Consider the following 16,994-nt stretch of genomic DNA (forward strand, 5'->3'; position numbering starts at 1 on the left):
AAGCGATCCGCTAGGGGCGTCGCGTGTCGTTGACAGTGTACACTTTTCGTGTACACTTTGATCCCGGAAGGCTGTGTGTGGGGGCGCATGGACTACGAGTGGGACGAGGCGAAGCGACTTTCAAATATTGAGAAGCACAAGGTTGATATACTGGAAGCCTTGCTGATTTTCGAGAACTGGGTGCTGACGGAGCCAGATTCTCGGTTCGACTATGGCGAGGTACGTTTCAAGTCGACGGGCATGGTAGATGGCAACTGCTATGTGCTCATTCACGCAGAGCGTGATGGACGAACCAGATTGATTTCCGCCTGGCAAGGAGGCCGACGTGACCGAAGAAAATATCAAGCGGGCTACGTTGGCCGAGATACGAGCCATGAAGGATAGAGGCGAACTTTATCACAACCCCGATGCTCCCGAAGGCCCTGACCTGCCCGACAGCTTTTGGAAGAATGCGGTGTGGGTCGATCCTCAGGGAAAGACCTCCGTTCACCTCAAGCTTGATCCGGAGGTTTTCTTCTTTTTCAAGCAACAGGGCAAAGGTCACATTACCCGTATGCAGGATGTGCTGAAGGCCTATGTAAAAGCTCAGCGGGAACGCGAGGCGTCATCACCGGAAGACGACAGAGCTCCGGGTCGGGCAGCATCTCGCTAGGCACCTATCGGACGCTCACATAGTCAGCTTGTGGGCCGGTTGTTACACTCCGCCCCGTATCGCCGGCTTCACCTCGCGCTCGTACCACTCCCCCAACTGTCCCATCAGCGCCGGAAACAGGCTCTTCTGCTCACTTGCCGCAACATTGTCGGCCAGTTGCGCCGGCTTGCTGACTCCTGCGATCACGGTGCTCACCTGCGGATGATCCAAAATCCACCGCAGCGCAAACTGACTCATCGGCAGTGCTTCCGGCGCCAGCCCGCGCAGTTCGGCCACCAGTTCCACGCCGCGCTCGAATGGCAGTCCCGAGAATGTCTCGCCAACCGAGAAGGCTTTGCCATCGGCATTGTAGTTGCGGTGGTCGGTCGCTTCGAACCGCGTATCCTTGTCATACTTGCCGCTCAGCAAGCCGCTCGCCAGCGGCAACCGCACGATAATGCCGACATCCTGCGCCGCAGCCTTGGGCAGCAGATCCTTCGCCGCATCCTGGCGGAACAGGTTGAAGATGATCTGCAGCGTCGCGCAGCCCGGCTGCTCGAGGCAGATCAACCCTTCCTCGATCGTCTCGACGCTGGCGCCCCAATGCCGCACCAGTCCTTCGGCCTTGAGCTCGTCCATCCAGCCGAACACCCGGCCATCGCGCAAAACTGCCGTCGGCACGCAATGTAGCTGCGCCAGATCGAGCGTCTCGACCCCCAGCCGCTGCGCCGAACCCACAAGGCTCGCCTTGATGCCATCCTTGGAATAGTTGTCGGGAAACAACCCGCTGCCGCGCCCCAGCTTGGTCGCCACATGCACGCCAAGGCTCTTGCCATGCGCGCCAATCCGGCTCTCGCTCAGCCCGCCACCATAGACGTCGGCCGTGTCCCAGAATGTCACGCCGGCAGTGTTGGCCGCATCGAGAATAGCTGTCGCCGTCTCGTCCCCCACCGGCCCGAAATCGCCACCCAGCTGCCAGCAACCCAGCCCGATTTCCGAAACCTCAAACCCCGTCTTGCCCAACCGCCGCGTTTTCATGCCACTCTCCTGTGGTTCACTCGCCAGAAACGGCAATCGCCCGCGCGCAGTTGCAGCACGGGCGCTATGCGGTCCCTCACGAGGGTCGCTACTCAAAAAAATCCGGGTGATCGCTGATGGTCTGCCCCAGCAGCACCTCGGCCCGGGCCAGATGCGCCCGCATGGCGGCCTCGGCGCCCGGCACGTCACCCGCCGCCACCGCCGCCGCGATGATCTTGTGCTCGCCGATGGCCACTCGCGACGAGGATACGCCCAGCGTCAGATAGCGGACCCGGTCGAGTTGCATCTTGTGGTCATCGATCAGCTGCCACGCATACTCGACGCCCGCCAGCCGAGCCAGGGTGCGGTGGAACAGTTCGTCAAGCGTATGAAAGCCGCGATGATCGTCGGCCGACGAGGCCACTTCCTGCTCGGCGATCAGCGCCTTCAGCACTTCAGCCGCATCGCCGGGTCTGGCCGCGACGCGCCGGATGATCTCCACCTCGATGCTTTCGCGGATGAACCGGCTTTGCCGCACGCCATCGGGCGAGATCTTCTTGACCACGGTGGCCCGCTTGGGCCGGATCAGCAGCAGCCCCTGCTGAGCCAGGCGGATGAAGGCTTCGCGCACCGGTTGCCGTGACACGCCATAGCGCCCGGCAATGTCGCTTTCCGAGATCACGTCGCCGGGCTTGAGCGCCATGCTGACGATCTCGTCGCGCAACGCGCCAACCACGCGCAGCGCCATGGTCTCCTCGGTCACTTCGAGCACGCTGCCTGCCATTTCTCTGATTCCCCTCCCCGACCATGATCCGGATATGCGGCAAAGCGCTCGCCCCGAATGCCAGCCGTCCACAAGATTCTAGGGCCTGCCTCCCCGCATTTCATCAAAAGAACTAGTGCGCCCCTACAATCTTGTATGGTAGATGCATCGACAACGCCACCCCAGGGTGAACCTCGGGTGCATATTCGGATCGAGACGGAGACATCGAATGGCCAAGACCTACGCGCTTGTCGGAACGGGCGGTCGCGCCCGCATGTTCTACCAGGCCATTCTGGGGCCGCATCGCGAGCATTCCCGCCTCGTTGCCCTGTGTGACACCAACCAGGTCCGCATGGACTACACCAATAGCGTGATCGCAGGTGAACTGGGCGGCCAGGCGGTGCCCACCTATAAGGCCGCCGATTTCGGCAAGATGCTCACCGACACCCGGCCAGACACGGTCATCGTCACCTCGGTCGATCGCACGCACCACAAATACATCATTGCCGCCCTTGAGGCCGGATGCGACGTCATCACCGAAAAGCCGATGACCACCGATCCCGAGAAGTGTCAGGCAATCCTCGATGCGGTCGAGCGCACCGGCAAGCAGGTCCGTGTCACCTTCAACTACCGCTATGCCCCTCATAATGCCGCCCTGCGCGAGCTGATTGCCGAAGGCGCCATCGGCAAACCCACTTCGGTGCATTTCGAATGGCTGCTCGATACCCGCCACGGCGCCGACTATTTCCGCCGCTGGCACCGCGACAAGCGCAATAGCGGCGGCCTCATGGTCCACAAGTCGACCCACCATTTCGACCTGGTCAACTTTTGGCTCGGCAGCCAGCCCGACACGGTGTTTGCGATGGGCGACCTCAAATTCTACGGTCGCGCCAATGCCGAGGAACGTGGCGTCGTCACGCCCTATACCCGCACTACGGGCGTGGAAGCGGCCAAGGACGACAAATTCGCCATCGATCTCACCGCCAACCCGGTTCAGAAGGGCCTCTACTGGGATGCTGAAAAGGAAGACGGCTACCTGCGCGACCAGAACGTCTTCGGCGACGGCATCTCCATCGAAGACACCATGAATGTCATGGTGCGCTACCGCAACAAGGCGGTGATGACCTATTCGCTCTATGCCTACGCGCCATGGGAAGGCTTCAACGTCGCCATCAACGGCACCGGCGGACGCCTCGAACTCACCGTCCACGAGACCAGCTACATCAATGCCGGCGGCACGTCAGATGAAGAAGGCTCTGCCAAGGGCGTTCACCTCTATCATTTCCCGCTGCATGGCGAGGCCCGGCAAATCCCCATCCAGCATGCTGCCGGCGGCCATGGCGGTGGCGACAACATCATGCTCGACGAAATCTTCGGTAGCGCCACGCCGCGTCCGGGCTACGGAGCCAACCACCGCGACGGCGCCCTGTCGATCCTGACCGGCATCGCCGCCAACCAGTCCTTCGCCACCGGCCTGCCAGTCGATGTCCGCACCCTGGTTCGCCTCTGAGCTAGTAGAATATCTTTGGCGGAAAACTGTGATCTGCCAAAGACTTTCCATCAGATCGATCAATTTGTATAATAAATGGGCACGGGAGGGTGCCCATTGGCCGAGGAAGACGATCTCGCAAGACTGCAAGACCTTGTCTACGAGGCCGCCATCATCCCTGAGCGCTGGCCGGATGCGCTCCAGGCCGTCACCGATTTCAGCGAGACGGCTGGCATTGGCCTCTTGAGCATGAACGAACGCGGCATCCGCATCGTCGCTAGTCCTGTGCTGCACGATATCGGCCACCGGGTGGTCAACGAAGGCTGGATGAACAAGAGCGGGCGCGCCAATGGCGTGATCAGCAAGGGCCTGGTCGGCCTCCCGCGCTTCGTCAACGAGGACGATTACTTCGACGAAGGCGATCTGGAGAAGGACCCGATCGTCACCGAGCTGTTTCGGCCGGCAGGGTTCGGTTGGGCCGCCGGCTTCCTGCTGCAACTGCCGCATCAGGACACCATTCTCTTCAATGTCGAACAATACCAAGAGCGGGGGCCTATTCGCGGCGAGTCGCTGCGCCGGCTGGACGCGCTCTATGCGCCGTTGGCCCGCGCCGCTACCCTGGCCGCCCGCAGCAGCCTCGATCGGGTCCGCACCTCCATTGAAACGCTGACCGCCATCGGCCTCCCGGCGGCCGCCCTTGCGCCAACCGGCCGCGTTGTCCTGGCCAACCATCTGTTCGACGCCGCCGGCCATATCTGGACCACCAGGCTTGGCGACCGCATCGGCCTGCGTGACGCCGTCGCCGACCGCCAGTTGACCCAGGCGCTCACCGGCGATGGCGTGCTGTCCATCCCCATCCGGCAGAGCCTGGGCGGCGACGTCATTGGCGTCATCCAGACCGTCCCGATCCGCCGCGAGGCCAACGATATTTTCGGCCGTGCCTCCTGCATCGTCATCCTCAGCGAAATGAAGGGTGGCGAGGCCGATGCCAGCCTGGTCCAGTCCCTGTTCGATCTCACCCCGGCAGAACTGGCCGTCGCCCGCGGTATCGCCGCCGGCCAGACCGTATCGGGCATCGCCGCCGCCAATGGCCGCAGCGTCCACACCGTCCGCGGCCAGCTCAAATCCATCATGAGCAAGACCGGCAGCACCCGCCAGGCCGAACTGGTCCTGCTGATGCACCAGCTCAGCCGCATTTCCCGCTGACCGAAGCCTTCTGCGCAAGACCTGTGGGGTCTGTGTCCAGGACTGTCCCGAATCGGCGGCATGCCGTGCTAACAGTTCACCGGCAGTTTTGCCGCGTGCGTGCCTCCCGATCCAATGGGATGTGTCAGCCCGATCCGGAGCGTGAATGAAGGTAGCAATCGACATGGGCATGAGCGGCGGCACGACGCCCGCCACGCTCGACCTTGAGGAATTGCTGGCCACCCGTCTCCTCGTCCAGGGCAATTCCGGCTCCGGCAAGTCGCACCTGCTGCGCCGCCTGCTCGAACAGTCCGCCCCCTGGGTGCAGCAATGCATCATCGATCCCGAGGGCGATTTCACAACGCTGTCAGAGCGTTACGGCCATACCGTCGTTGACGCCACCCGCACTGAAGCCGAACTTACGCGCATCGCCGCCCGCGTCCGCCAGCATCGCGTCTCGGTCGTGCTCAACCTCGAAGGCCTCGACGTCGAGCAGCAGATGCGCGCCGCCGCCGCCTTTCTCGGCGGCATGTTCGATGCCGAGCGCGACCACTGGTACCCCGTCCTCGTCGTCGTCGACGAAGCCCAGCTTTTCGCCCCAGCCGTAGCCGGCGAAGTCTCCGACGAAGCACGCAAATTGTCGCTCGGCGCCATGACCAACCTGATGTGTCGTGGCCGCAAGCGCGGCCTGGCTGGCGTTATCGCCACCCAGCGCCTCGCCAAACTGGCCAAGAACGTCGCCGCCGAAGCGTCCAATTTCCTGATGGGCCGCACCTTTCTCGATATCGACATGGCCCGCGCCGCCGACCTCCTGGGCATGGAAAAGCGCCAGGCCGAGCAGTTCCGCGACCTCGCCCGCGGCCACTTCGTCGCCCTCGGCCCCGCCATTTCCCGTAGGCCTTTGCCGGTCACCATCGGCCATGTCGAAACCTCGGCGCGCTCTACCAGCCCCAAGCTGACGCCGCTGCCGGAAGCCCCCCTGGATGCCGCCGACCTGATCTTCACCGCCTCGGCGGAAGAGCAGACCCGGCCCGTCATCCGCCGCCCCGCGCCACCGCCGCCGCCCTCGACCAACGAGCTGCTGGCCCAGCTCTCGCGCGCCCGTCCGCCAGCCGAGGAAGCGCCGCAGAGCCTCTTCCCCGAAATCGACGAAGCCGAGCGCGACGCCCAGATATCAGCCATCATGGCCGAACTGCTCGGCGACCCCGATGCCAGCTTCCGCACCGTTGCCGTGCTCTATCAGGATTTCCTGGTCCGCTGCCGCATCCGCCGCGTCCCCGGCGAACCGCCGGCTCTGCCCGCCTTCAAGCGCCGCCTCGCCGTCGCCCGCGTCGCCCCCGATGTCGAAACGGCCAAGTCCGATGCCTGGCAACAGGCGCTGACCATGTCCGAGGCGCTGACCGACGACGTGCAGGGCGTCTTCCTGGTGCTCGCCCAGGCCGCCGTCACCGGTGCCCCCTGCCCCTCCGACGCAACCCTCGCCCGCCTCTACGGCACCCACTCCGCCAGCCGCGCCCGGCGCCTCCTCACCTGGTTCGAGGAACGCGGCCTGCTGGTCGTCCGCCTCGACTTCCGCAACAACCGCGTTGTGGCCTTTCCGGATTTGGGGGCTGAGACCGCTCCGGGCGATCCAAACGGCCCGGATGCCTTGATGGACGAACGCGGCGCGGCCGAGTAGGCCACAAAACAAACACCCCCGGGCCGAGCCCGAGGGTGATGATTTGTGGTCGCGACGAGGGGGAGGAGAGCCTCAATCCTCTTCCACAAACACCTCTTTGCGCTTTTTACGAATGCTCGGCAGCACCGCGACGATCACCGCCAACAGCGCCAGCCCCAGCAAGGTCGCTGAGATCGGCCGCGTCACGAAGATCGTCGCATCGCCGCGCGAGATGATCATCGCCCGGCGCAGGTGCTCTTCCAGCAACGGCCCCAGCACGAAGCCCAGCAGCAACGGCGCCGGCTCGCAGCCGAAGCGGATCAGCACATAGCCAACCACCCCGAAGAACGCGATCGCATAGACGTCGTAGATGTTCTGGTTGATCGAGAAGCAGCCGATGCAGGCGAACAACACAATGGCCGGGAACAGCGCCCGATAGGGAATGCTCAGCATCTTCACCCACAGCCCGATCAGCGGCAGGTTGAGCAGGACCAGCAGGATATTGCCGATCCACATCGAGGCGATGATGCCCCAGAACAGAGCCGGCTGATCGTTGATCACGTTCGGTCCGGGCGTGATGCCCTGGAGGATGAACGCCCCCACCATCAGCGCCATGACGGGATGGGCTGGAATGCCCAGCGTCAGCAGCGGAATGAACGAGGTTTGCGCCGCGGCATTGTTGGCCGATTCCGGCCCCGCCACGCCTTCGATGGCGCCATGGCCGAACTCTTCCGGATGCTTGGAGAGCCGCTTCTCGGCCGAGTAGGACGCGAAGGAGGAGAGGATATGCCCCCCGCCCGGCAGCACGCCGAGCAGCGAGCCAAGCGCCGTGCCGCGCAGCACCGGACCGATGATGCGCTTGAAATCATCCTTGGTGAGCCAGAGGTTCTTGACGGCTTTCACCATCACGTCCCGGCCCTTCTCGTTCTCGAGATTGCGCAGGATTTCGGCCACGCCGAACACCCCCACCGCCACCGAGACGAAGTTGAGCCCCGAATAGAGCTCGCGAATACCGAAGGTGAAGCGCGGCTGGCCGGTATAGATATCCTGCCCCACCATGCCCAGCAGCAGCCCCAGCACAATCATGCCCAGCGCCTTGAGGATCGAACCATGTGCGAGGGCAATCGAGACCAGGAGACCCAGCACGATCAGCGCGAAATATTCCGGCGCCCCGAAATTGAGCGCCGCTCGCGCCAGCGGTGGCGCAAAGAAGGCCAGCAGCAGTGTCGCCACGGTGCCGGCGAAGAACGACCCCAGGGCCGCCGTCGCCAAGGCGGGACCGGCGCGCCCATTCTTGGCCATCTGGTAGCCATCGATGGCTGTCACCGCCGACGAGCTTTCGCCCGGCAGGTTGATCAGGATGGCCGTGGTCGAACCGCCATACTGCGCGCCGTAATAGATGCCGGCAAGCATGATCAGTGCCCCGGCCGGCGACAGCGAGAAGGTGATCGGCAACAGCATGGCGATGGTCGCCGTCGGCCCGATGCCCGGCAACACGCCCACCAGCGTGCCCAACAGCACGCCGATAAAGCAGTAGAGAATATTCATCGGGTCGAGCGCGACCGAAAAACCCAGGCCCAGCGAAGCAATGATGTCCATCATGCGCTCCTATCGCCGAACCAGGAGATGACCGTGCGATCGAGCCCCTGCAGCGGGCCAGTCCACGGACCAAACCACTCCACGCTCATGCCAAGGCCGATAACGAAGATGACCGTGCACATCACAGTCAGCGTCACGGCCAGCATCAGCGAAAACAACAGCGAATTGAGCCGACTCGACAAAGCCGCAGCGAAGCTCGAAATCAGCACCACCGGCACGAAACCCAAGCCGCGGATCGTCGCAGCAAAGAAGATGATGACGCCCACGATCAGCGCCATGCCGCGCCACGGCGGACTGAATTCCTGCCCAGCATCGGGCTTCTTCCAGCCGCTGGCCGCTACGCCCAGCCCGAGTGCCGCCAACACCGAACCGAGGAACAGCGGCATAAAGCCCGGCCCCATCCGGAACGCCGTCCCCACCTCATAGTTCAGCGCTTCCAGCGCAAAGTAAGCCCCCGCCGCGACAAAGATGCCGCCCGACACGAGGTCCTTGGTCGAAAAATTCGAAACCGCCACCACGTCCTCCCCGTTTTTGTTTTGTGACGTTAGCGCGAGCGCCTCAGTCGACACCCTCCCCCTCGCGGGGAGGGTAGTGCAGCTAGGCCGAAGGCCGTAGCGGAACTAGGGTGGGGGATGGTAGCCCTGATATCGTGGCTCCCGACACCCCACCCACCCTCCCCCGTCAAGGGGGAGGAGCCGCGCTGTGGATGCGGCGCGATCTACGCAACGCACCGGACAAGCTTCCCTCCCCCTTGTGGGGAGGGAGTGAGGGTGGGGGTTGTCCCACCCTCCGCATCATCAGTCCGCGTAAACGCCCGCAGCTTCGATCACTGCACGCCACAGTTCGATCTGGCTGGCCAGCGTCTGTGCCAGCGCATCCGGGGTCGCCTCGGCGGCCGTCACGGGATAGGTGCCCAGTTCGGCAAAGCGGCTGACCACGGTCTCGTTGACCAGCGCCGCCTGGAGCGCAGTTTCAAGCCGGGTGATGATCGCCGCATCGGTGCCAGCAGGCGCGTAGAGCCCGTGCCACACGCCGATTTCGAGGTTCAGGCCACCCTCTGCCGTCGTCGGCAGATCGGGCAGGTTGGCCAGGCGCTGCGACGACGTCACGCCATAGGCCTTCACTTCGCCGGCCTGGATCTGGCTGGTCGTATTGGTGGTCTGGTCGCAGATCATGTCGATCTGGCCGCCGATGATATCGGTCATGGCCGGGCCGGAACCCTGGTATGGCACCGTGGTCATCTGCGTATCGACAGCTTCCATGAACAGCATGCCGCACAGCTGGCTGGCCGAACCGATGCCGGCATGGGCATAGGTCACGTTCTCGCCATTGGCCTTCACATAGGTGATCAGCTCTTCAAGCGTATTGGGCTCGAAATCCTTCTTGGCCACCAGCGTCATCGGCACCGAGGTGATCAGGCCAATCGGCGCGAAATCGGTGGTCGGATCATAGGGCAGGCTGCGATAGAGCGTGGGCGCGGTCGACATGCCGATATGATGCAGCAGCAGCGTATAGCCATCATTGGCCGCGGTCGCGACCTGGCCGGCACCCAGCGTACCGCCGGCACCGCCGACATTCTGCACCACGACCTGCTGGCCGAGATCCTGGCTCATCACCTCGGCAACGAGGCGCGCCACGGTATCGGTCGGGCCGCCGGCCGCGAAGGGCACCACGACGGTGATCGGCTTGGTCGGATAATCCTGCGCAAAGGCCGAACCGGCAAACGCCAGGCCGGCAAGCAGAGCGCCGGTCACGAGGGTAAGTGCAGTCTTCTTCATTGGTTGTCCTCCCGGAATGTTCGGACGCTGACTCCCCGTCGCGTCCTGCCGACTGCATTGCAAACGCCGTGCCAAGCTGAAAATGCAAGGCAGATATGCAGATACGAAGGTCTGTGATAGCACGGCGAGCAAGAACTTGCCGATCGATCGGGCAGGTTTCGGCAATTTCTTGCCCAAGGAGCACATTTGGTCAGTCGCTATGGCTTTCGAGACCTGCTGCATCGCCGCCAGCTCATCGTGGCTGGCGTGGCGCTGGCGCTCGTCCTCGCCATCGGCTGGGCCGCCTTTGAACTGGCGCTGGCCAGTGCCATCACCAGCGCCGGTCAACAAGCTGACCGCCGCCTCGCCCTCTTCGACCGCACGCTCGAAGCCATCATCGAACGCTTCCACTACCTGCCCTCCAGCATGGCCCTGGCCGCCGAAACCCACGCCGTTCTGGCCGACCCTGATAATCCCGATGTCAGGGAGGCCGCCAACGGCTTCCTCTCAAAGCTCAATGACACTGCAGGGGCCGGCGAACTCTTCATCATGGCATCGGATGGGGCCGTCGTCGCCGCCTCCAACTGGTGGGCCTATGACAGCTTCGTCGGCGAAAACCTCGGCTACCGCCCCTATTTCGAGGAGGCGATGGCTGACGGCGACGCCAAGTTCTATGCCGTCGGCACCGTCACTGGCGTTGCCGGCTACTTCCTCACCCGCCGCGTCGATGGTCCCGATGGGCCCCTTGGCGTCGCGGTCACCAAGATCAACCTCGGCGAAATCGAAGCCAATTGGTGGCGCTCGGGCGAGCTGATCGGCATTGTCGACCTCAACAACGTCACCATCCTCTCCACCCGGCCCGACTGGCGCTATCGCCCGCTTGTGGTAGTCGACCCGGCAGACGCCAGCCGCATCGCCGAACAACGCCGCTACGGCGAAACGGGCATGGGCAACACCCCCGTCGCCGCCGATATCTGGCCCTCGCGCGGCACACAGTTCGCCTACATATCCGGCGAAGACCCCGAAGCCTCCGGCCTCTTCATCCTCGACGAACTGCGCCTGCCCACCCATCAGTGGCGGCTGGTCTCTTTCACCCCCACCGGCCCGCTGTTCCGCGACGCCTGGACCGCTGCCGCGGCCGCTGCACTCGGCGCCGCAGCGCTGCTGCTGATCATCGCGCTGCTGATCCAGCGCCGCCGCATCGTTGCCCAGCGCCTTGCTGACCACGAGCGGCTGGAACAGCGCGTCGCCGAGCGTACCGAGGATCTGCACATCACCAACGAGGCCCTGCGCGAGGAGATTGCCGACCGCATCCGCGCCGAGAAAGCCGAGCGCGAGGCGCAATACGGTCTCGTCCAGAGCGCCAAGATGGCCAGCCTCGGCCAGGCGCTGGCCGGCGTGGCGCACGAGGTCAGCCAGCCCGTCGCCGCCCTCACCACCCACATTGCCAGCGCCAAGCTGATCGCTGCCCGCAGCAATGACGCCGACATAGCGGGCATTCTGGGCACCATGGACAAGGTTGTCGACCGCCTCGCCGCCCTTACTGGCCACCTGAAAACCTTCGCCCGCAAGGAGACCCGCGTCGAGGCGCAGGCCGACCTCAACACGGTCATCGCCAATGCCCTCGACCTGGTCGACCACAAGCTCAAGGCATTCGGCATCGACGTCGAATACCGCCGCCATCGCAGCAAGCTGGCCGTGATGGGCAATCCCATCCACCTCGAACAGGTGTTGATCAACCTCATTGCCAACGCCGCCGACGCCATGGAACACGCGCCGATCCGTGTGCTCTCCATCGGCCTCAGCAAGCACGAACGCAGCGTCGAAGTCTCTGTCGCCGACACCGGGTCCGGCATTGCCGCCGATGACCTGCCGAACCTGTTCGACCCCTTCTACTCCACCAAGGAAGCCGGCCGCGGCCTGGGGCTTGGGCTGTCCATCTCCTACGGCCTGGTCCGCGACATCGGTGGTGCCATCACGGTGGAGAGTCGCCCGGGGAAGGGGAGCGCGTTCACGGTGCGACTGCCCCTCGCCGCCCAGCCTGCCTCGACCAAAGAGTATTCCACATGACCCAGACCGTCCTCATCGTCGACGACGAAGAAATGGTGCGCACCGCGCTCGAACAGTGGCTGCGCCTCTCCGGCTTTCTCACCCATGTTGCGACCGACGCCAGCCAGGCACTCGCCATGCTCGACGACGTCAGGCCCGATGTTGTCCTTACTGACGTCCGCATGCCCGGCCTGTCCGGCCTCGATCTGCTGCGTACCGTGCGCGAGCGCGCCCTCAACGCCGAGGTCATCCTCATCACCGGTCATGGCGATGTGCCCATGGCCGTCGAAGCCATGCGATCGGGCGCCTTCGATTTCCTGCAAAAGCCTTATGTCCCCGACCAGCTAGTCAAGACCCTGCGCCGCGCCGCCGAACAGGCCGGCCTCAAGCGCGAAGTCGCCGACCTGCGTCGCAAGCTCGACGGCGGCGAGACCGAACTCTCCACCCGCCTGGTTGGCTCGTCGCGCACCATGGAAGACCTGCGCAGCGCCGTGCGCGAACTGGCCTCCATCCCCACCGACGTCATCATTTTCGGCGAAACCGGAACCGGCAAGGAAGTCGTCGCCCGCTGCCTGCACGATTTCTCGCCGCGATCAAAGGGGCCCTTCGTCGCCGTCAACTGTGCCGCCATTCCGGCCGAGCTGATCGAATCCGAACTCTTTGGCCACGAGGCCGGCGCCTTCACCTCGGCCCGCGACAAGCGCATCGGCAAGTTCGAATTTGCCAATGGCGGCACGCTGCTGCTCGATGAGATCGAGTCCATGCCCCTGCTGGCCCAGGCCAAGGTGCTGCGCGTCATCCAGGAGCGCATGGTCGAGCGCGTCGGCTCCAACAAGCAGATTCCGCTCGACGTGCGCATCGTCGCCGCGTCCAAAGCCGACCTGGCCGCCGAAAGTGAAGCCGGCCGCTTCCGCGCCGACCTCTACTATCGCCTCAACATGGCGACCATCCACCTTGCCCCGCTACGCGACCGTGGCGACGATTGCGTGCTGCTGTTCCACCACTTCCTCAGCCAGGCCGCCCAGCGCTTCAACAAGCCCGCGCCGCAACTCCACCCCGCCGACATCAACGCCCTGATGATCCATCCCTGGCCGGGCAATGTCCGCGAACTCAAAGCCGCCGCCGACCGCTTTGCACTGGGGCTGGATGCCACCGGTCGTTCGCTTGATACGATCCTCGGCCCCAAGACCAAGCCGGTGTCGTCCTCAGCCAGCCTGGCCGACCGGCTGGCCGCCTACGAGCGCCATGTGATCGAGGCAGAACTGGCAAGGCACGGCGATTCCATCGCAGCCGTTGTCGACGCATTGCAGGTGCCAAGACGCACATTGAGCGAGAAAATGGCCCGGTTGGGGGTTCGGCGCTGAACTCTCAGCCCACCAACTCTACCTTGAACGAATACCGCCCCGTCGCTCCGGGCCCCAGCACCTCGGCATACGGCCGCTCGGCCAGCTCGTCACTGCCACCGACCTTGGCCGCCGTTCCCCGCCACGGCTCAAGGCACACAAACTCCGCACCCGGTTTAGACCACAGCGCAAAGTTCGGCAGGTTCTCCCATGAGAACCGGATCGCCTTCTCGCCCGCTGCATAACTCAGCCCGGCACCCGCACCCTCGGGAAACAGCATCGCATCGGCATCGAACAGCTCTGGCTTGAGCGTCAGCACACCCTGCTTGAAGGGCGAGGGCAGTGCATGCGGCGCGACCAGACCGCCCGACAGACGGATCAGCTCGGGCTGCCCACCATTGTCCAGCGTCACCGTGTGATCCACCCCTTCGCATCCCGGCAGCGGCCAGACGAATGCCGGATGAAAGCCGATGCCGAACGGCATCGGCCGGTGGTCCGCATTGGTCACCTCCGCCGTTACCGTCACCGCCCGCCCATCGACCCGATGCTCCAGCACCAGCCCGAAATCGAACGGATAGACCGACCGGCTCGCATGGCCCGATCGCAGCTCGAACCGGCAGAAATCCGCCCCGCTCTCCGCCAGCGCAAATTCGCTGCGCCGCGCAAAACCATGCTGCCCCATTGGGTAGCGCACGCCATCCACGCTGATGTGATCGCCCGGCGCCTTGCCCACCATCGGAAACAGCACAGGCGACCGGCCGCCCCAGAATGCCGGATCGCCATCCCATAGCCAGCTCTGTCCATCGCTGGTCACGATCGACTGCATTTCCGATCCCATGGGCGAGACGTCGACAGTGAGGTGTTCGTTGCCGATGCGGGTCAGTTGCATACGCTGGCTCTCCTGATAACGACACTCTTGCCCTACCCTCGCTGATCCGCCATGAACCGGCAATGCCTGCGCCCCTGCCACCGCTACCAATTGATGACGCGCTGCCCGCCTTGCGGTCTGCGCTCGACGCGAGGCCGTACGCCGTGCTCGTCGCGCCACCCGGCGCCGGCAAGACCACCCGCGTGCCCCTGGCGCTGCTCGATGCCCCCTGGCGTGATGACGGCTGCATCATCATGCTCGAACCCCGCCGCCTCGCCGCCCGTGCTGCCGCCAGCCAGATGGCGCACTTGCTCGGCGAAGATGTCGGTCAGACCGTCGGCTATCGCGTACGCATGGATTCGCGCATCAGCGCCAGAACCCGCATCGAGATCGTCACCGAGGGTGTCTACACCCGCATGCTGCTCGACGATCCCGAACTCACTGATATCGCCGCCGTGCTGTTCGACGAATTCCACGAGCGCAGCCTCGACGGCGATCTGGGCCTTGCCCTCACCCTCGACGCATCCGCTCTGCGACCGGATCTCCGCGTCCTTGTCATGTCCGCCACCATCGACGGCGCCCGAGTCGCCCACCTGCTGGGCGATGCCCCGGTCATCGAGAGCCTTGGACGCGCCTTCCCCGTCGATACCATCCATCGCGAGCCCGACCCGCTCAAGCGCCTCGAGGACCAAGTGACATCGGCCGTCCTCGAAGCCCTGCGCGAGCACGACGGCTCCGCCCTGGTCTTTCTGCCGGGCCAGGGCGAGATCACCCGCGTCGCCGAGCGTCTGTCCGGCCGCGTCCCGGCCGACACCGATATCGCGCCGCTCTACGGCCAACTCACGCCAGTTGAGCAGGACCGCGCCATCCGCCCCGCCGAACCCGGCCGCCGCAAGGTCGTCCTGGCCACCTCGATCGCCGAAACCTCGCTCACCATCGACGGCGTCCGCATCGTCATCGACGCTGGCTTCCGCCGCGTTCCCGTCTACGAGCCCGGCACCGGCCTCACCACGCTGCAAACCCGCCGTGTTTCCCGCGCCGGCGCCGATCAGCGTCGCGGCCGCGCCGGCCGCACCAGTCCCGGCGTCGCCATCCGCCTATGGAACCAGGGCCAGACATCGGCGCTCGACCCCTTCGACACACCCGAAATCCTTGGTGCCGACCTCGCCAACCTCGTGCTCGATCTCGCCAGTTGGGGCGTCACCGATCCCGCTGCGCTGCCTTTCCTCGATCCGCCACCGGCCCCAGCCTGGTCGGAGGCTATCGCCCTGCTGCAGCGCCTCGACGCCATCGACTCCGCCGGCCATCTCACGCTTGATGGCAAGGCCCTAGCCCGCTTGCCGCTGCATCCGCGCCTCGCCCACATGGTCGTCGCCGCGGCGGCGGAAGACGATGCTCTGACGGCCGCCGAACTCGCCGTTCTCATCGGCGAACGCGGCCTGGGCGGCGACGGCACCGACCTCGCGCACCGCCTCGACCGTTTCCGCCGCGACCATTCCAGACGCGCCGAAGACGCCCGCGCTTTGGCCCGTCGATGGGCCAAGCTGGCCGGCGGCGGTACCGGCGGCAACCTGCCCATCGGCCACCACCTCGCCCGTGCCTATCCCGATCGCATCGCCCAGGCCGCCGGACCGCGTGGAAAATTCCGCCTCGCCAATGGCCGCCAGGCCAGCCTCGACGAAACCGACGCGCTGGCGTCGCAACCCTTCCTCGTGGTGTCAGACAGCACTGGCGCTGCCGCTACCGCCCGCATCCGTGGTGCCGCCGCGCTTGATCGCGCCGATCTCGAAGCCTTGTTTGCCGACCGCATCGTCAGTGAAACCCTCCTCGCCTTCGACGAGCCCTCGGCCAGCGTCCGCGCCCGCCGCATCCGTCGCCTCGATGCTCTGCGCCTCGCCGATGAGCCGGTGACCGTGGAAGACGCAGCGGACGCGGCCCATCTGCTGGCGCAAGCTGCGGCCCGCCGTGGCATCGACCTCCTGCCCTGGAGCCGCGAACAGAAAGCCTGGCGCGCCCGCGCCAATTTCCTGCGCACCACCCTGGGCGATGACTGGCCCGACCTCACCACCGAGGCGCTCGTCCCCTCGGTGGCCGACTGGCTCGCTCCAGCCCTGTTTGGTCTGACCAAGCTGTCCGAAATTTCAGGCGAACACCTGCGCACGGCGCTCGACATGCTGCTGCCCTATCAGCGCCGCCAGGATATCGAGGCCGTGCTGCCCAGCCATTTCACCGCGCCAACAGGCAATGCCGTCCCCATCGACTATTCTGCCGAAGGCGGACCCGCCATCGAAATCCGCGTGCAGGAACTGTTCGGCCTGACCCGCCACCCGACCATCGCCCATGGCCGCATCCGCCTGCTGCTGGTGCTGCTCTCCCCCGCCCATCGCCCCATCCAGACCACCCGCGATCTCGTCGGCTTCTGGAACGGTTCCTGGGCCGATGTCGCCAAGGACCTCAAGGGCCGCTACCCCCGCCACCCCTGGCCGGACGAACCGGCGAAAGCAGCGCCGACGGCGAGAGCGAAGCCGCGGGGGACGTAGTGCAATGCCCTCGTGGTTCGAGGGTCGCTGCGCTCCCGCCTCACCATGAAGAGGCTACTCTAGGCTCCGTGTTCCAGCAGCCCTCATGGTGAGGTG

At 65.0% G+C, this 16,994-nt stretch carries 14 protein-coding genes; 8 read left to right on the forward strand and 6 right to left on the reverse strand.

The annotated features are described in order from the left end of the window. Positions 1–87 precede the first annotated feature (87 nt). Positions 88–384 carry a BrnT family toxin gene (locus IM737_RS10030; RefSeq protein WP_236899769.1) on the forward strand — a complete coding sequence of 99 codons (297 nt, stop codon included), beginning with the start codon at positions 88–90 and terminating at the stop codon, positions 382–384. Then, complete coding sequence (locus IM737_RS10035) at positions 326–652, forward strand: BrnA antitoxin family protein (protein WP_236899770.1); 327 nt, start codon at positions 326–328, stop codon at positions 650–652. Before IM737_RS10030 ends, IM737_RS10035 begins: the two co-directional genes overlap by 59 nt. 42 nt (positions 653–694) lie before the next feature. Here IM737_RS10035 and IM737_RS10040 read toward each other — a convergent pair whose 3' ends face one another. Next, positions 695–1,669: an aldo/keto reductase gene (locus IM737_RS10040; protein ID WP_236899771.1), complete on the reverse strand. Its 975-nt coding sequence runs from the start codon at positions 1,667–1,669 to the stop codon at positions 695–697. An 88-nt stretch (positions 1,670–1,757) separates the two neighbouring features. Continuing rightward, positions 1,758–2,432 carry a GntR family transcriptional regulator gene (locus tag IM737_RS10045; protein WP_236899772.1) on the reverse strand — a complete coding sequence of 225 codons (675 nt, stop codon included), beginning with the start codon at positions 2,430–2,432 and terminating at the stop codon, positions 1,758–1,760. Positions 2,433–2,640: 208 nt separating this feature from the next. On the opposite strand from IM737_RS10045, the gene IM737_RS10050 reads away from it, so the two are divergent. From IM737_RS10050 to IM737_RS10060, 3 genes are all read left to right on the forward strand, one after another. Then, positions 2,641–3,921, forward strand: a complete 1,281-nt coding sequence (locus IM737_RS10050; RefSeq protein ID WP_236899773.1) for a Gfo/Idh/MocA family oxidoreductase — start codon at positions 2,641–2,643, stop codon at positions 3,919–3,921. Between the two features lie 96 nt (positions 3,922–4,017). Next, positions 4,018–5,106 carry a helix-turn-helix transcriptional regulator gene (locus IM737_RS10055; protein ID WP_236899774.1) on the forward strand — a complete coding sequence of 363 codons (1,089 nt, stop codon included), beginning with the start codon at positions 4,018–4,020 and terminating at the stop codon, positions 5,104–5,106. A 145-nt stretch (positions 5,107–5,251) separates the two neighbouring features. Next, entirely contained in the window at positions 5,252–6,763 is a 1,512-nt protein-coding gene (locus tag IM737_RS10060) for an ATP-binding protein (protein ID WP_236899775.1), read from the forward strand. Between the two features lie 72 nt (positions 6,764–6,835). Here IM737_RS10060 and IM737_RS10065 read toward each other — a convergent pair whose 3' ends face one another. The 3 genes from IM737_RS10065 to IM737_RS10075 all read right to left on the reverse strand — a co-directional run bounded on the left by IM737_RS10065 (position 6,836) and on the right by IM737_RS10075 (position 10,119). Further along, entirely contained in the window at positions 6,836–8,344 is a 1,509-nt protein-coding gene (locus IM737_RS10065; RefSeq protein ID WP_442874183.1) for a tripartite tricarboxylate transporter permease, read from the reverse strand. Beyond that, positions 8,341–8,856 carry a tripartite tricarboxylate transporter TctB family protein gene (locus IM737_RS10070; protein ID WP_236899777.1) on the reverse strand — a complete coding sequence of 172 codons (516 nt, stop codon included), beginning with the start codon at positions 8,854–8,856 and terminating at the stop codon, positions 8,341–8,343. Before IM737_RS10070 ends, IM737_RS10065 begins: the two co-directional genes overlap by 4 nt. A 282-nt stretch (positions 8,857–9,138) precedes the next feature. Beyond that, complete coding sequence (locus tag IM737_RS10075) at positions 9,139–10,119, reverse strand: tripartite tricarboxylate transporter substrate-binding protein (protein ID WP_236899778.1); 981 nt, start codon at positions 10,117–10,119, stop codon at positions 9,139–9,141. Positions 10,120–10,305: 186 nt separating this feature from the next. Between IM737_RS10075 and IM737_RS10080 the strand changes: the two genes are divergently transcribed. Next, positions 10,306–12,168, forward strand: coding sequence for an ATP-binding protein (locus tag IM737_RS10080; protein ID WP_236899779.1), 1,863 nt, complete (start codon positions 10,306–10,308; stop codon positions 12,166–12,168). After that, positions 12,165–13,511 (forward strand): sigma-54-dependent transcriptional regulator, encoded by a 1,347-nt coding sequence (locus tag IM737_RS10085; RefSeq protein WP_236899780.1) that lies wholly within the window; start codon positions 12,165–12,167, stop codon positions 13,509–13,511. The genes IM737_RS10080 and IM737_RS10085 overlap by 4 nt, the downstream gene beginning before the upstream one ends. Positions 13,512–13,515: 4 nt before the next feature. Here IM737_RS10085 and IM737_RS10090 read toward each other — a convergent pair whose 3' ends face one another. Next, positions 13,516–14,379 carry an aldose 1-epimerase family protein gene (locus IM737_RS10090; RefSeq protein ID WP_236899781.1) on the reverse strand — a complete coding sequence of 288 codons (864 nt, stop codon included), beginning with the start codon at positions 14,377–14,379 and terminating at the stop codon, positions 13,516–13,518. Between the two features lie 62 nt (positions 14,380–14,441). On the opposite strand from IM737_RS10090, the gene hrpB reads away from it, so the two are divergent. After that, the gene (hrpB, locus tag IM737_RS10095; protein ID WP_236899782.1) at positions 14,442–16,898 is read left to right on the forward strand and encodes an ATP-dependent helicase HrpB; all 2,457 of its coding nucleotides are present in this window, start codon (positions 14,442–14,444) and stop codon (positions 16,896–16,898) included. Positions 16,899–16,994 lie beyond the last annotated feature (96 nt).

This window comes from Devosia sp. SL43 (genome assembly GCF_021729885.1).
Taxonomy (GTDB): Bacteria; Pseudomonadota; Alphaproteobacteria; order Rhizobiales; family Devosiaceae; genus Devosia.

What these genes read in the sequence shown, in the direction of transcription:
- hrpB (WP_236899782.1), top strand. Translation starts at nt 14,442, where the DNA reads ATGCCTGCGCCCCTGCCACCGCTACCAATTGATGACGCGCTGCCCGCC.
- IM737_RS10040 (WP_236899771.1), bottom strand. Translation starts at nt 1,669, where the DNA reads ATGAAAACGCGGCGGTTGGGCAAGACGGGGTTTGAGGTTTCGGAAATC.
- IM737_RS10085 (WP_236899780.1), top strand. Translation starts at nt 12,165, where the DNA reads ATGACCCAGACCGTCCTCATCGTCGACGACGAAGAAATGGTGCGCACC.
- IM737_RS10050 (WP_236899773.1), top strand. Translation starts at nt 2,641, where the DNA reads ATGGCCAAGACCTACGCGCTTGTCGGAACGGGCGGTCGCGCCCGCATG.
- IM737_RS10060 (WP_236899775.1), top strand. Translation starts at nt 5,252, where the DNA reads ATGAAGGTAGCAATCGACATGGGCATGAGCGGCGGCACGACGCCCGCC.
- IM737_RS10075 (WP_236899778.1), bottom strand. Translation starts at nt 10,119, where the DNA reads ATGAAGAAGACTGCACTTACCCTCGTGACCGGCGCTCTGCTTGCCGGC.
- IM737_RS10090 (WP_236899781.1), bottom strand. Translation starts at nt 14,379, where the DNA reads ATGCAACTGACCCGCATCGGCAACGAACACCTCACTGTCGACGTCTCG.
- IM737_RS10045 (WP_236899772.1), bottom strand. Translation starts at nt 2,432, where the DNA reads ATGGCAGGCAGCGTGCTCGAAGTGACCGAGGAGACCATGGCGCTGCGC.
- IM737_RS10065 (WP_442874183.1), bottom strand. Translation starts at nt 8,344, where the DNA reads ATGATGGACATCATTGCTTCGCTGGGCCTGGGTTTTTCGGTCGCGCTC.
- IM737_RS10030 (WP_236899769.1), top strand. Translation starts at nt 88, where the DNA reads ATGGACTACGAGTGGGACGAGGCGAAGCGACTTTCAAATATTGAGAAG.